The following is a 13,897-nucleotide window of genomic DNA, read 5'->3' on the forward strand; positions in this document are numbered from 1 at the left end:
GGTGATCACCACGGGAAGTTCCAGCTCGTTCGCGACGGCGCGGGCGGTGTCGGATGCTTTGCCACCACCGGCGCCCACGACTGCCGTGAAGGTGTGCGTTTTGGCAAGTTCAACAAGGCGATCTATTTCCGCTTCGCTGCATTCCCCTCCAAAGGTTTCAATCACAGGGGTGAGGCCAAGGGGCGGGAGCTCTGCTTGCCAGATGGGGGCTAGGCAGCGCTCTGCTGTACCGCCAGCAATGAACAGCACAGAATCGGACAGCCCCAATCGCTTTAATTCTCGACCGAGTTCATGCGTTGCTCCTGGGCCTTGGACGTAGCGACCAGGTGACGCCAGGACGGCTAGCGGACGCCGATGAATACAGCCTTGTTCCAGTGGGTAAGCCATGGGAGCTGGGAGTACCTCTCTCCCGATAGCCAATGTGCGTTCAGACGTCAGCTCTCTTCTGGGTTTGGATTGGGTCGATCGAGTGCGTCCCGGCAGCTTTTGGATTCGATCCAATCGCTTTGGCTGAGGCAATGGGCCGCCCACTGCTTCTTTGTCATGCATTGAGGTGCGATCGCCATGCAAACCATTCCTTTGTGATCCTCAGGAACGAATTGGGTGGTCTGTTCCTTGAGGGTTGACCCATCCTTCAGCGGCTGCGATTGGTGCAGCTCACAGGACCAAGTTGATGTTGCAAAAGGTGCCCCCATGGTCAGGGCTGCGGCCATGGTCAGGGCAGGTTTGATCCACCCAAGGGGGATGCGCAGGAGATCCATTGCTGTGTTCAGGGATGCTTGCCAGTGAGATTCACGATGATCACCCCAGCTGTGATTGTGGCGATTCCCACTAGCTGACCTGGGGAGGGCACTTGCTTGTAGGCAAGCAAGCCAACCAGCACGATGGCGATGATCCCGATTCCACTCCATAGGGCATAGGTGATGCCCAGAGGAATGGTCTGCACCACACGAGAGAGCAACAGCATCGCGATGGAGTAAGCGGCCAGCACAACAAGTGTGGGAATCGGCCTGCTGAAACCCTCAGAGAGTTTGAGGCAGGAGGTTCCAATCACTTCGGAAGCGATCGCCAGCAATAACAGAATCCAGGGTGCGGGCATGAAGCGTTTCTCTCATCGAATTGGTGGCGGCTCCTTAGGATTGGCGTACTGCCTTCATCAGAAGCCCGAGCCGGGATTTCGCTAACCGCATGACCGACGCTCCCGTCAAAAGGATTCGCAACTTTTGCATCATTGCCCATATCGACCACGGCAAGTCGACGTTGGCTGACCGCTTGCTGCAAGACACCGGAACAGTGGCTAATCGGGACATGCAAGAGCAGTTCCTTGACAACATGGAGCTGGAGAGGGAACGGGGGATCACGATCAAGCTCCAGGCCGCACGCATGAAGTACAAGGCGGCGGATGGCGAGGAGTATGTGCTCAATCTCATCGACACACCCGGCCATGTGGACTTCTCCTACGAGGTGAGCCGCAGCCTTCAGGCCTGTGAAGGGGCCTTGCTTGTGGTGGATGCAAGCCAAGGGGTGGAGGCTCAGACCCTGGCCAACGTGTACATGGCACTGGAGAACGATCTCGAGATCATTCCGGTGCTTAACAAGATTGATTTGCCGGGTGCAGATCCCGATCGCATCAAGGAGGAGATTGAGGCGATCATCGGTTTGGATTGCTCGAATGCGATTCCTTGCTCTGCCAAAACAGGCCTGGGCGTTCCAGAGATTCTCCAATCCGTCGTGGACCGCGTTCCACCGCCCGCAGACACGGTGAAGGAGGCCACTCAAGCTCTGATCTTTGATTCCTATTACGACCCTTACCGCGGAGTGATTGTTTACTTCCGTGTGATGAGCGGAAGCATTGGTCGCAAAGACAAAGTGTTGTTGATGGCGAGCAACAAAACCTATGAACTCGATGAGGTCGGGATCATGGCTCCGGATGAAATCAAGGTGGATGAGCTCCACGCCGGAGAGGTGGGGTATCTCGCGGCATCGATCAAGGCTGTGGCTGATGCTCGGGTGGGAGACACCATTACCTTGGTGAATGAGCCTGCTGATGCACCGCTTCCTGGATATGCGGAAGCAAAACCGATGGTGTTTTGCGGCTTGTTTCCCACGGAAGCAGATCAATACCCGGATTTACGGGAAGCCCTGCATAAATTGCAGCTCTCGGATGCAGCGCTGAAGTTCGAACCTGAAACCAGCAGTGCGATGGGTTTTGGCTTCCGTTGTGGATTCCTCGGCCTGTTGCACATGGAGATTGTGCAAGAACGCTTGGAACGTGAATACAACTTGGATCTGATAGTTACCGCTCCATCGGTGATTTACAACGTGAATTTGACGAATGGGGAGCAAATTTTAGTGGATAATCCGGCCACGCTTCCGGATCCTCAGCAGCGTGAATCCATTGAGGAGCCCTATGTGCGCATGGAAATTTATGCGCCTAATGATTTTAATGGAGCGTTGATGGGCTTATGCCAAGAGCGCAGAGGTGAGTATCTCGATATGAAATACATCACGAAGGAACGTGTGACCTTGATTTATGAATTGCCCTTGGCGGAAGTGGTCACAGACTTCTTCGATCAAATGAAGACTCGTACCCAGGGCTATGCCTCGATGGAGTACCACCTAATTGGCTATCGCAAGAATGAACTTGTGCGCTTGGATGTGTTGATCAATGCCGAAAGAGCTGATCCCCTCACGACGATCGTGCACCGCGATAAGGCCTACAATGTGGGCAAGGGCTTAGTTGAAAAGCTCAAGGAATTGATTCCCCGCCAGCAATTTAAAATCCCCTTGCAGGCTTCCATCGGTAGCCGCATCATTGCGAGTACAAGCATTAGTGCGATTCGTAAGGATGTGTTGGCAAAGTGCTACGGCGGTGATATTTCGCGCAAGAAGAAACTTTTAAAGAAGCAGGCGAAGGGTAAGAAACGGATGAAGGCGATGGGCAAGGTGGATGTGCCGCAGGAGGCCTTCATGGCCGTGCTGAAACTAAATCAAACCCCTTAAGACTTTATTGTTGGGCTACTGTGATGTAGTTCTTGTCAATCATCAAGTAGTCTCCTGTGCTGCGATTGGCTAAATCTTTCATCCAGTTTGAGTTTAAGCCAAGTGCGGTTGTATTGATCGTTATTTTTTTGTCGCGCTGATTGTTTGTGGAAATGTAGTTGTCAACAGTAGAGCTGAAATCATCGTTTGACCATTGACGGCCTTGAGGGTTCGTATTCGGCTCTCCATCGGAGAGGAAATAAAGCGTGTCGGTCTCTTGATCCTTGAGTGCTGTATCTAATCCATCCCATGGAATGGTGCCGCCCCAGCGTGTAACGCTGCCATCGTTTAGTGAATGTACAAAAGAAATCGCTGATTGACGTGTTTCAGAATTGTCTAGGGAGATAAGGCCGTCGACAGAAGGCTTCCATCTCCTGTGATTGAGATATCCTCTCGAGCTAAACGATTCAATATTGATCTTGGTGTTATCAGGTAAGCCGTTGATGATCATGACTAATTCATTTTGAAGAGATTCCATCCGTGTTAGTGCACAGATTTTTCGAGTTGAGATATAGCGGTTGCCGTTCCAATATGTGCGTCGCTGGCCGCGGCCACTTCCCCAAAGAATGCAGGCGCTCATGGATCCTGATCCATCGACTAAAAAGCGCACTCGATCTGAACTAATGTTGCGGAAGAAAGCTCCGTTCAATAGTGCTCCTTGCTCGTTAGAGCTTGTATCTTCGATTTTAGATGCGCGAGAATACATCGCGAAATGAAGGTCATGTCGACTAACACTGCGCAAGCCATTTTTGATTTCTAGATAACTTGGATTTTGTTCTTCTTCTTCTTCTTCGGTTCTGGGACTGACAATTTTTATGAGTTTGCGAGCAGAATCGGTTTCAATGGCGAAGGCGGGTTCCTTGGCAACTCGAGCTGGAGTACGTTCGCCGTGGTTTGCAATGACTGCAAAATCTAAATCCAGTTGTTTGACGATGTCATTCAGAGACTTTTCGGTTCCATCGGGATTCACTGGGGAATTGCAAGTGTCTGGGTTGCCCTGACATGGCATCACACCGATGTCTTGGAGAATCGGTGCGATATATGTCTCAGCTACTTCGCCGTAGCGTCCATCCATGGTGAGCGGTGCTCCACAGCGTTCAAGGGCGTAGCCGTTGCCACGGGCACTGGTGCTCAATCCATAAATCACTGGCCTGTCAAGCTCAGCCATGCGAATGCCGAAGGCAGGTTGGAAAGCGCGTTTCCTATCAATGGCAATCGCTTCACACTCCTGGATCGAGGACGAATATTGTTGATGATTTAAATCTGTATGGGCTAGCTCAGCTTTCGGCGTGTCTTTTGTCTTGATCAACAAGTGCAAGCCCCGTTGAACTTCTGATCCCAGCAAGCGCAAGCCACCTGAGGCGTTCTGACGAAGAGATGTTTTTTCTCCCGTGTGGCTGATGATGGACCCGGTTGTCGATAACGCAGCAGCTGAGGCGCTCACGAGAACAGCACTCGCACCAAGAGAGATCACGGCTTCGGCCATGCCAAATCCGTTTGGGCGTACACGAGCTTTTCGTGCTTCGGCCAATCTTTGGGCAAGGGGCTTGCGCGCAAGCATGAGATGAGTTATGCGCAAAGGCAACAATCCATTGATAGACGCATTGCGCAAATGCGGCGATGTACATCCAGCTTTTTTGTGCCACTTTTGTGGCTGTCATCCTTGCTTGGGTCTGCGCGTCTGAGGCGTTAGCTCCCAATTGCCTCTATCAAGTAGCCATTGCGATTCATCTGTAGCCATTGCGCCAGGTGTCTTTGCTGGGAATCGCTTTGAGGCTTTGCTTGCACGTTTGGAAGGATCTTCGGCTCTCTGCTATTGGGTTGTTGATGCTCTAATCCCACTGCTGACGGAGCTGCCGAATTGTTTCAAGTGATCCAGGGTTGTGCTGCCTGCTCTGTTGTGGTTACCCCCATTTGGGTTGGCATGTTTGCGTCGATTGGTTCCAGTTGCCTCGTATCAAGTAGCCATTGCCATTCATGTGTAGGCATCGCACCAACAGGTTTGGGTCAGAATCGCTTTGGATCGATTTCAGTAGAAGCGTGAGCGTCTGAGGAGTGGCACTTGTCCCCGGTGGACTGATGCAAAATTTCGATTCCAGAGATCGTGCTTGCACTGTTTTACTCACGCGACTTCCCTCTAAATTCATGACCCTCAGACGGCTAGAAGGATCTTCTTCGCTGCAATGATTCAGAGGTTTGGCTTGGCTTCCATCAGGTTGTTGCCGCTCTAATCCCATTGATGATGGAGGCGCCCAATTGTTTGCCTCAAAGCAAATGCAGTGTGAGAGGCGCTCTTCACGCAAGCGCGTGCGCAGATTAAAAAGGCCTACTTCGACGAGACGCGAGTACTGGTCAACTTCTCCCTGAAGACGTTGACGACGAAATGTCGGTAGCACCCAGCTTGCTGTGAGCGCTGCAATCGTCGCGATCACGAGAACCTCCAGCATTGTGAAGCCACCCGTCCTTATGCCTCTCATCGACAACGGGGAGCAAAGGTTGGATGAAGTTCAACCATTCTCTGTTCTGTGGAGATGGTTTGCTCTGGTGCTTGGAATTCATAAGCGACTTCAATGACATCCCACCCCTTTCCTAGAGAGGTGATCGTGAATGTGCGTTCGGCCATGGCTGGTCGTGGAACATGCTGAGTAGCGCCAGCCTGATTGATTCGGGAAATTAAATAGGCTTCTGGTGCCGAACACGCTCGCTCTCGATCGAGGGGTGGGATGGATTCCAGGGTGAGACGACTATTCGCTTGCTGAATGAGTTGCATATTGCTGTTGATCTCTGCTTCGATACGACTTCGCTGTTGTTCGATGCTGGTTCGGGTGAGGGCAGAGATTGAGACTCTGCTGATGCCGATCATCACCCCTGCCAGGATTAGGGCTCCGATGAGCACCTCTAGGAGGGTAAATCCTTCGCAGGAGTTGCTGCATTGATTTCGCATGACTACCACTGACGGAATGTGTCGATGCCAGTGCCAAGAATGCCCCGGCTGATGGTGCGTCCAATGCCAGTGAAACCACTGTTCTTCCACTCCCATAGTTCACCTGCTTGCAGGCTGAGATGTTGATTGCTGCTTACGTCGGTTGTGGTGAGTTTGAGTTGATGTCCATTCGCACAGAATGCATGGGACCAGATCATTCCTCGTAGTTGAGTATCACCGGTGAGATAGACGCTTCCACGGGGTAGCGACACCATGGCGGAAGGAAGACTCACTCCTTGTATCTTCAGTTGTTGCTGTGATGGTTGGCAGTTTTGAGGTGAATCTCCAGAACTGGCTGTAATTACAAGGCGTTCAGGTCTGTTGTTACAGCTATCGTCGGATCCAGTATTAACCCCGCAAATTTGAGCGTTGTTTCCGAGCTGGATTCCTCCACTCATTCCGGATGGAGAGGGTGAAGCACCCTGGGGTAATTCCATGTGCAGTACCACTGGACGGCTGTCGTTTTCGATCAGCAATCGAGAGTTTTTTTGTAAGTTGATGTGCTCCACATAGACATGGCAGTCGCCACTATGGCCAGGGCAAATCGCTGTTGCGGGAATGCGCACTGAATTACCTTCCCTTATAACATCTATGGGTGCTCTCCGACGGCTGTCTGTTTTGTCTCTAATGCAGATAGAGGAGCGATTCCTGCGTGGTCCGCATTGATTTTTCGTGTCATCAAAACTCCAAATATGCTCATCAATCTTGGGACTGATGGCATAAAGGTTGCTCGGCGGAAGAGTTCGATTCAAGACAGGCCAGATCCGTAATCCCAACTGGTTGTCATTATCGGTTTGTCCACGTGCTTCTGTGAGCAGTGTGTTGCTTGAGCATCCATCCGTACGGAGATAGGGCTGATTGGTTTGGACCAAATGAAGAATGCTTCCTGGTCCGTCGATTTGGGCTGGGCCCAAATCCAAATATTGGGCTGTTAAGACGCCCCAATCATTCTCATTTGAGACGCTTCCATTCACATAGAGGGAGCGGGTCAGGAGCGTACGAGCAAGCATCTGCTCTTCGCCAGAATTGTTGATGCGTTTGACGACGCCTTCCACCTCAAAGACACCTTCTCCCACCCCAGTTTTGCTTGGGCTTGAGTAGCCACGCATGCGATAAAAAGCCTGAATTTTCCCCTGTGAATCCTCCCTAAATATTTTACGATCACTCGTATGAAACGGTATTTCGTTGGTTGGCCAAGACCTTGATGCAATGGGATGATCGGGCATTCCTATACTGGTATCTGTGCAGATTTCCTCTAAATTAAGCTCAGGATTGTCTTGTAAATTTAACCAGGTGAATCCATTATTCGCGACAGACGTATTTTCTTGATTGTCGATCGTAAAGAGGAATCCCCGATATTGATCTTTGTCTGGGTTGTTCAGCAGCGCCAATATCCTGTTAAATCCATTCAGTGCAGCAGCTTCTGATATTTGCTGATAGCTTTCTGAGCTGCTTAGCCTTTTTGCGTATAATTGATTAATCAATAAAGCACTCGCTCCGGCGCTCAGAACTAATCCCAGCATGAGCGCCAGTAATATTGCAATCCCGCTTTCGTCCTTCCGACAATGTTTAGTTCTAGTGGTATTGATCTTCATCCGCTATTCCCTTGGCATTTTAACGAGTTGATATTTGCCGCCTCATCTTTGCGGCCAATGATTTGATCACTAGCGCCAGTTTGAAGATCAATGCAAGCAATGATGTTTAAATCTGACGCTGCTGTGTTAGTTGCTATAGCTTCAAATACGTAGTATTTGTCTGCATTCATGCTGTTGATTCGATTCAATTGATAGCGTTCACCAGGTAGGGTGATGGTCTTCGTTAATTCGCCGTCTTCTATCACGGCTGGGCCTTGATTTGTCATCAAGGTTGTCATGGTGTTCAGGTCAACCCATCGCTTGGGTTGCGTTCCAAACTCATCAGCAAATGCAGCGACCGTTGCCATCATCTGTGCCATGGTCGCGTTCGCTTCAGCCTGGTGCGTTCTTTGGATCTGACGAAAATAATTGGGTAGAGCGATTGAGCTCAAAATGCCAACAATTCCCACAGTGATGATCACCTCTGTCAAGGTGAAGCCTTTGAGCCCTAGGGGCCTATAGCAATCACGTCTGTTGAGCCAGGTAAGCACGAGCTCTCATCTTTTCCTCAGCTAATGTTAAGGAGAAATTCAAGGAAAAGCTAGAGGATGCGCAATTTTTTTTGCTTTTTAGTGTCAACAGACTAGGCATGGATGGGATGTCAGCCGCTTCAGCTATGACTCCTATCTTTCATAATATGTTTCAATCATCATTGCTCTTTAAGGTTTGGACTTCAGTTTTAAAATAAAGTGGTGATGATAGAGCTGAAATATGAGTTTTGATGCCTGCTTAGGGCACTAAGACAGTGGATGGGCAGCAAAGGTGTGGATTTAATTGGTTCTTAGATGAAATACTTGGGTGGTTGTGTTTTTACCTTTTTATTGCTTGATTAATGATTTGGTTCCAGATTTGTCGCGGTTTCTGGTTCCGATAATGTGACCAATTTCCTGAACATCTTGCTTTCTCGCCGCTTGAGATGCCAGTTGCTTGTCATCAGCTTTTTTGAGAAAGCGTTTAATTGCAATGTTATTGCTACGAAAAAATCATCAAGATCACCATTGAGATGGTCTTGATGATTTTTGACTTTAGATTTGGCTTGAGACTGATTTTAAGCGCTGCAGTCAAGAGCAGAGTCGTCTTTAAATGATTTTCTGATCTCGATTTTTCCTGTTGTGAGATTCACGCACCCATCAAGGGCGGTTCCATCCGTCTCAGCCGTTACTAGGGTTGCGTCACCTCCATCAGCGCTTGGATTGGCTTCTGCAGTAACCGTTACTTGATCATCAGCAGCCCCTTCTTCCGCAGTGTATGTAAAATTATCAGAATCATTTTCCTCTGCTTGCTCTTCCGCAGCAGCTACAGCTGTTGCGATGTCTCCATCCAGTTGATATTCAGCGTGAGCATCTTTCAAGATCGCGGAAATTTTAGTCTTGGCTTCAGTTGCTTTTGCTTTGGTGGTGTTGTTAAGGAAATTTGGCAAAGCGATTGCGCTCAAAATCCCTACAATCACAATGACAATCATCAACTCCACTAACGTGAAGCCTTTCTGAACCAGACCAGGCTCCTTCTTTCTGCTGAGAATTGATAGTTGAATGCGGCTGTTGAGGCTGCTCATGGTTTTGGGTGTATTAGTGGATTTGCACGGAACGTGCTTGCTCAGGCGGATTTTACTTTTGATCAGCGAGTGCGCAAGGGTTTGGTGAAAGTTGCCTGAAAGTTGCCTGAAAGCGACGGCTGCTTGTCTTCGTCCCAGTGATGCCAATGACTTTTGGTTGATCCAGGGACCGAGTTTTTGTTCAGGGTTGGTGCTTGCTTGTCACGTTTCCGTCAGTCGACAAAGCTAAGTCCGCTTCTTGGTTGCCTGATGCTCATATGGATTCTCCTCTTAGTGGGGCCTACTGATCACATGCTTCTTCATGGGCTTTCCTTTTTCATGACATCTATTGTCTTCACCAGTGCCAGCCTTTACTTTCTTCTTCCTCTTCAGGTCTGTTAATAGATTTGTTGTAATTTGTTGATGACTATGGTGTCGTCAAGTTGTCAACGATTTCGAGTTCGCGATTGCGAGTTTGTATTGCTTGGAAAAGCTTTTGAATTTTTTTTGCGTCTTTGTTTGTCTCCGGTTTCATTCGAGATATTTTCTTTAGGTTGTTTGCTCAACTTAATCTGTTTTTGTTGGCCATGCGCTATGGCGGTGAAATTTCGCGCACGAAAAAACTGTTGAAGAAACAGGCGAAGGATAAAACGTGAATGAAGGCAATGGGCAATGTGGATGTGCCAGGGGTAGCCTTCATGGCGGTGCTGAAGTTAAACTAGACTTCCTAACGAGAAAGACATCTTTCAGGAGTTTTCTTTTTATAGAACGGATTTCATAGCGCTAGACACCATCAACTTTCATGTATTCCCCTGATGTTCTGCTTGAGAGGATTTGCATCCACTCTGAATCAAGCCCAACGCTGGTTGAGTTGAGTTTAATGGAGGTCACTCCGTTGTTTACCCTCGCTGTATTGAGAGCTGCGTAGTGGTCAGCAACGTTGTCGTAGTCATAACTGCTCCATGTGTTGCCGTTGCGGTCTTTGTTGGGTTTTCCATCAGATAAGAAATAGATCGTATCTGTGAGATTGTCGCCAAAGGCATCATCCAGTGTGCTCCAGGGCATCGTGCCTCCCCAATATGTTGGATCGCTACTGCTGAGGCTATTAACAAATCTGATTGCTGATCGACGTGCTTCTGAATTACTAGGACCTAGCTCTACCAGATTGTTGCGGCTATCTTCCCATGTTTTGTTGTTGCGTTTTCCACTTGTACTGAAGGAAGCAAGCCCAATTTTGGTGTAGTCGGGCAGATTGCTGATGATGTCGATCATTTCATGTTGCAGTGCTTCCATGCGGGTGAAGCTGCAAATTTCGTAAGTACGGAAGTAGCCACGATTTGGATCGTAGAAGCGCCGGCGTGTATTGCCGTATTCTCCGCTCCAGGCCACACAGGCACTCATTGAGCCTGATCCATCAAGGATAAAACGCAAATTGCTACTTGTAATGTTCTGGAAGAATGCTCCACCGGCATATCCATTCCCTTCTCCACCATCGGTGGCGCCATAGCCAAACCGAACGCGTTTATCGGCACGGGCAAATGCTGAAAAATAGAGATCTTGCTTAGCCTGGCTTTTCACACCATTGGCGCTTTCAAGGAAACTTGCAGAGATTTGATAAGGGTCATCTTTAGAGTCGTCAAGTTCATAGGGATCGATGAATTTTACAAGTTTGGTATTGATATCTGTTTGAATTCTCAATGCGGGTTGTTGTGATGTTCGCGCTGGAGACTTGCTCCTCGTAAAGGCAAAGCTTGTGTTATTTAAAATAGTACTCAATGATTCACTCTCTGGGCATACCTCGTTTTCAGGTAGATCGCTCACTTTGCATGGGATCGTTCCAATATCGTCCAGTATTCTGCTGATAAAGACGCCGGATTGGTATTGTTCATTGCCTGTATTTGTGTCTTCAGCTGATATGTAGGTCCCATCCATGTTGAGGGGAGATCCACAGCGAAGCAGGGAGTAGCCGCGCCCGTCTCCACTCAGTCCGATCCCATAGATAACTGGGTCATCAAGCTCCACCATATTGATTCCAAAGACGGGATTGAAACTACCGGCTTGAGGCAATCCTTTGCAGTAGTTGATAATCTCATTGTATTGGGTGAGATCAGTATCTTCTTCTCCCTCCTGTACGGCTTCAGTGCGCTTCACTAGCAGATTCATACTGCGCTCAATTTCAGAGCGCATCAGGCGTAAGCCATTCGTTGTATTTTGCCTAAGTGTTGCTTTCCCGTGAGATTCAGAGATCAGGGTTTGAGTGGTACGTAGACCGGTTGATGCCGCTCCGATAATCATCGTTCCAGCTACGATCCCAACTAACAGCTCAGTCGCGGTGAAGCCGTTTCTGCGAGGCTTTTTTATTGTTGATTTTTGCGGATAGAGGTTCATCATCGCTTCTTTCCTGATTATCGATGCATAAGATTAATATGTCACATTTATTTGTTCTAATGGTGAAATATGGGGTGAAGTGTTGCTGAGAATGGCCTGAATTGTGAGCTTATGTTGTTTTGCATGAGCCATCACTGATTGCAGGTGAGGCTTCTACATTATCGAGCATCCATAGACCATTGGATACTTCTCCTGCTCCGTCAATTTGGACACAACGTATGTCTAATTTATTTCTTCCGGGGGTGCAGGTTGTGGGATCATCTGTTGATAATGATCGCTCATGACAGATTAGAAATGAAATCTTTTCTGAATGCAAAGTTGTGCCTGGTGGTGTGAATCCAAAGTTTGTTGTACTGACTGCTACACGAACTGCTTTTGATGATGGTGTGGACTCATATTGCACAATTCGGAGATTATCCTGGTCTCTGCCCGTGAGTGTACTGAGGGTATAGCCAGGCGTACCTGTGCTGCAGTCGGGGTCATTAGCAAGCTGGCTGATTTCAGAGTTGCAGCATTGCATTGTTGTTGTATTCCCGCTGCTGGCTTGACTAAACTCAACAAGATTATCTGGTGTCTGGAATGAATAGGCTGACGGAAACTCAACGAGACAGCTGGTTTTTTGCTTGCCAAGCTTTGCCTTTAAATCCAATAATCCTGCTTCTAGCTTATAGGCGTACGTTTTGACATCTCCTTGCCAACGATTTCTCATGATCATTGGCACCGTTGCTGCTGTAGCGATAGAGAGTAGGGATACGGTCACTAGCATCTCAATCAAGGTGAATCCATTTTTTGTGTGTTTCATTGGAGGTTGTAACACTGGGAGGAAAAGTTAGGATTAACTTCGATCATCCGTTTTTCGGATCCGATGGTTGATTCGGGGGCTTCGAAGTTGTAGGTCAATACCAATAGGTAGGGATCGCTGTTATTCCATTCCATTGTCAATTCAGGGTTTGGAGTTGTTCCAGCGACATCTGCTCTTTGCAGATGATTCATCAGAAAAGTGCTTGGATCTTCGCATGCTGTTTCCAAAGCAGTGTTGAGTCCTGATTCGGCTTTAATGGCATCAGCCGTTAGGTAGGAATCTTGCATTTGGACCAATTGGATATGATCATTGATCGCGGCTTCGATACTGGTACGCGAGGATTGGTTTGCGCTTGTGGCCATTGAGGTGATCCCAAGGCGACCTACCGCTGTCATGACGGCAGCCACGATTAAGCCTGCAATCAAGGTTTCGATCATCGTGAAACCAGAGGAACTAGAAGCTCTTTTCTGTAGTGATCGAATTACGACAAATGGATGTTTCATTGAGTTGAGCTCATGCGTTGTCTCGATTCGCTGTTGGAGGGCATTTAATCCTTTAACTTCCTCTACTGATCTATAGAAGTAGTCTAAATTCCTTTTGTCGTTTTAAACTGAGGCTTCTCAATGATCGGCCTTAAATTGTATCCTGATCCTCCTGTGTGTTGTCTGAGACAGCATTTTTGGGCTTCGTATTTCTTACCAGCGCTCAAAGGTGTCGAGGCTTGTACCTCGAATGGCCCTGGTGACCATGCGGCCATAGCCCGGATAGTTAAAGCGGCTGAGCCATCCCCAATTGTCGTTCGCTCTTTGAACAATGGGCATCCCGCTTTGCGATGTGTTTAACGTAAAGGATGATGGATTGTTGTTCTCATCAACAACGCAGATGCTGCTGGCCCATGCCAGACCGCTGAGGGTTGCATTGTTGGGCCGAATGGTTCCTGTTGGAAGATACAGCAGCGCATAGGGCAGGTTGTCATCTTTGAAACTTAATGACCTCACTTTTGTGTTGCAGGCGTCTGCGGGTGCTGATCCACCGCTGGCCATGATCACGAGCTGCTCAGGCTTTCCATTGCAGGTAGTAGTACCTGGATTCACGCTGCAAAGCTTTGCTGAACCTGAGAGTGTGATTGCGCGTGAAAAATTTGGATCGTTTGGATATGCAATGGGCTGCTCCAAATGCAGAACAACGGATCTTGTGTCTGTCGTTTCGATTAAGAGTTTTTTGTTGCTTAAGTTCACATGATCAAGATAAACATGGCAATCAAATTGATTGGATTGGTTGCAGAGGATATCTGTTTTTAGGGTGATCACTGATCCGTCAGGATCAATGTTGATCCCTTCTTCTTCTAGGGTTCGAAAGTCTCCTGAATCAGTAATGCCATAGTCACCAGTCTGGGTTTCATCGGCATCACGCACACAGACTGCTTCGCTGCAGGGAAGTGCTGGATACAAAATTGGTGTGCCATCGGTTTTGAGATCCATTGCACCATCCCTATCTTGATCACCTGGCGCTGG

13 protein-coding genes and 1 pseudogene are annotated in these 13,897 nt (G+C 48.5%); 1 reads left to right on the top strand and 13 read right to left on the bottom strand.

Annotated elements, in window-relative coordinates; translation table 11 throughout:
* The 3 genes from NCN04_RS02125 to NCN04_RS02135 all read right to left on the bottom strand — a co-directional run.
* Positions 1–387 (bottom strand): iron-containing alcohol dehydrogenase (locus tag NCN04_RS02125; protein WP_250395042.1); only part of this gene is annotated, 387 nt, incomplete at its 3' end.
* Positions 388–434: 47 nt separating this feature from the next.
* A complete protein-coding gene (locus NCN04_RS02130; protein ID WP_250395043.1) occupies positions 435–761 on the bottom strand; it encodes a hypothetical protein in 327 nt (108 codons plus the stop codon).
* An 8-nt stretch (positions 762–769) separates the two neighbouring features.
* Positions 770–1,099 carry a DMT family transporter gene (locus NCN04_RS02135; protein WP_250395044.1) on the bottom strand — a complete coding sequence of 110 codons (330 nt, stop codon included), beginning with the start codon at positions 1,097–1,099 and terminating at the stop codon, positions 770–772.
* An 89-nt stretch (positions 1,100–1,188) separates the two neighbouring features.
* On the opposite strand from NCN04_RS02135, the gene lepA reads away from it, so the two are divergent.
* Positions 1,189–3,003, top strand: a complete 1,815-nt coding sequence (lepA, locus tag NCN04_RS02140; protein ID WP_250395045.1) for a translation elongation factor 4 — start codon at positions 1,189–1,191, stop codon at positions 3,001–3,003.
* A gap of 4 nt (positions 3,004–3,007) precedes the next feature.
* On the opposite strand, the gene NCN04_RS02145 is transcribed toward lepA, so the two are convergent.
* The 10 genes and pseudogenes from NCN04_RS02145 to NCN04_RS02190 all read right to left on the bottom strand — a co-directional run.
* Positions 3,008–4,630 carry a vWA domain-containing protein gene (locus tag NCN04_RS02145; protein ID WP_250395046.1) on the bottom strand — a complete coding sequence of 541 codons (1,623 nt, stop codon included), beginning with the start codon at positions 4,628–4,630 and terminating at the stop codon, positions 3,008–3,010.
* Between the two features lie 316 nt (positions 4,631–4,946).
* On the bottom strand, positions 4,947–5,489 hold the full coding sequence (locus NCN04_RS02150; protein WP_250395047.1) for a hypothetical protein: 543 nt from the start codon (positions 5,487–5,489) through the stop codon (positions 4,947–4,949).
* A 26-nt stretch (positions 5,490–5,515) separates the two neighbouring features.
* Complete coding sequence (locus tag NCN04_RS02155) at positions 5,516–5,986, bottom strand: type IV pilus modification PilV family protein (RefSeq protein ID WP_186524735.1); 471 nt, start codon at positions 5,984–5,986, stop codon at positions 5,516–5,518.
* Positions 5,987–5,988: 2 nt separating this feature from the next.
* A complete protein-coding gene (locus NCN04_RS02160) occupies positions 5,989–7,134 on the bottom strand; it encodes a hypothetical protein (protein WP_250395048.1) in 1,146 nt (381 codons plus the stop codon).
* Positions 7,135–7,616: 482 nt separating this feature from the next.
* Positions 7,617–8,150: a type IV pilin protein gene (locus NCN04_RS02165; protein ID WP_350223223.1), complete on the bottom strand. Its 534-nt coding sequence runs from the start codon at positions 8,148–8,150 to the stop codon at positions 7,617–7,619.
* Between the two features lie 557 nt (positions 8,151–8,707).
* Positions 8,708–9,214 (bottom strand): type IV pilin protein, encoded by a 507-nt coding sequence (locus NCN04_RS10620; RefSeq protein WP_284498520.1) that lies wholly within the window; start codon positions 9,212–9,214, stop codon positions 8,708–8,710.
* Between the two features lie 762 nt (positions 9,215–9,976).
* Positions 9,977–11,581 (bottom strand): vWA domain-containing protein, encoded by a 1,605-nt coding sequence (locus NCN04_RS02175; RefSeq protein WP_250395050.1) that lies wholly within the window; start codon positions 11,579–11,581, stop codon positions 9,977–9,979.
* A 109-nt stretch (positions 11,582–11,690) separates the two neighbouring features.
* Positions 11,691–12,383: a pilus assembly FimT family protein gene (locus NCN04_RS02180; RefSeq protein ID WP_250395051.1), complete on the bottom strand. Its 693-nt coding sequence runs from the start codon at positions 12,381–12,383 to the stop codon at positions 11,691–11,693.
* Entirely contained in the window at positions 12,380–12,820 is a 441-nt protein-coding gene (locus NCN04_RS02185) for a hypothetical protein (protein ID WP_250395052.1), read from the bottom strand. The genes NCN04_RS02180 and NCN04_RS02185 overlap by 4 nt, the downstream gene beginning before the upstream one ends.
* A gap of 258 nt (positions 12,821–13,078) precedes the next feature.
* Positions 13,079–13,897: pseudogene (locus NCN04_RS02190) on the bottom strand (hypothetical protein); the annotation flags it as partial.

It is taken from the genome of Synechococcus sp. MU1655 (assembly GCF_023630655.1).
Lineage (GTDB): Bacteria > Cyanobacteriota > Cyanobacteriia > PCC-6307 > Cyanobiaceae > Synechococcus_C.

Coding starts and splice junctions, on each gene's coding strand:
- NCN04_RS02130 (WP_250395043.1), bottom strand. CDS start 761: ATGGATCTCCTGCGCATCCCCCTTGGGTGGATCAAACCTGCCCTGACC.
- NCN04_RS02135 (WP_250395044.1), bottom strand. CDS start 1,099: ATGCCCGCACCCTGGATTCTGTTATTGCTGGCGATCGCTTCCGAAGTG.
- lepA (WP_250395045.1), top strand. CDS start 1,189: ATGACCGACGCTCCCGTCAAAAGGATTCGCAACTTTTGCATCATTGCC.
- NCN04_RS02150 (WP_250395047.1), bottom strand. CDS start 5,489: ATGCTGGAGGTTCTCGTGATCGCGACGATTGCAGCGCTCACAGCAAGC.
- NCN04_RS02155 (WP_186524735.1), bottom strand. CDS start 5,986: ATGCGAAATCAATGCAGCAACTCCTGCGAAGGATTTACCCTCCTAGAG.
- NCN04_RS02160 (WP_250395048.1), bottom strand. CDS start 7,134: ATGCGTGGCTACTCAAGCCCAAGCAAAACTGGGGTGGGAGAAGGTGTC.
- NCN04_RS10620 (WP_284498520.1), bottom strand. CDS start 9,214: ATGAGCAGCCTCAACAGCCGCATTCAACTATCAATTCTCAGCAGAAAG.
- NCN04_RS02175 (WP_250395050.1), bottom strand. CDS start 11,581: ATGAACCTCTATCCGCAAAAATCAACAATAAAAAAGCCTCGCAGAAAC.
- NCN04_RS02180 (WP_250395051.1), bottom strand. CDS start 12,383: ATGAAACACACAAAAAATGGATTCACCTTGATTGAGATGCTAGTGACC.
- NCN04_RS02185 (WP_250395052.1), bottom strand. CDS start 12,820: ATGATCGAAACCTTGATTGCAGGCTTAATCGTGGCTGCCGTCATGACA.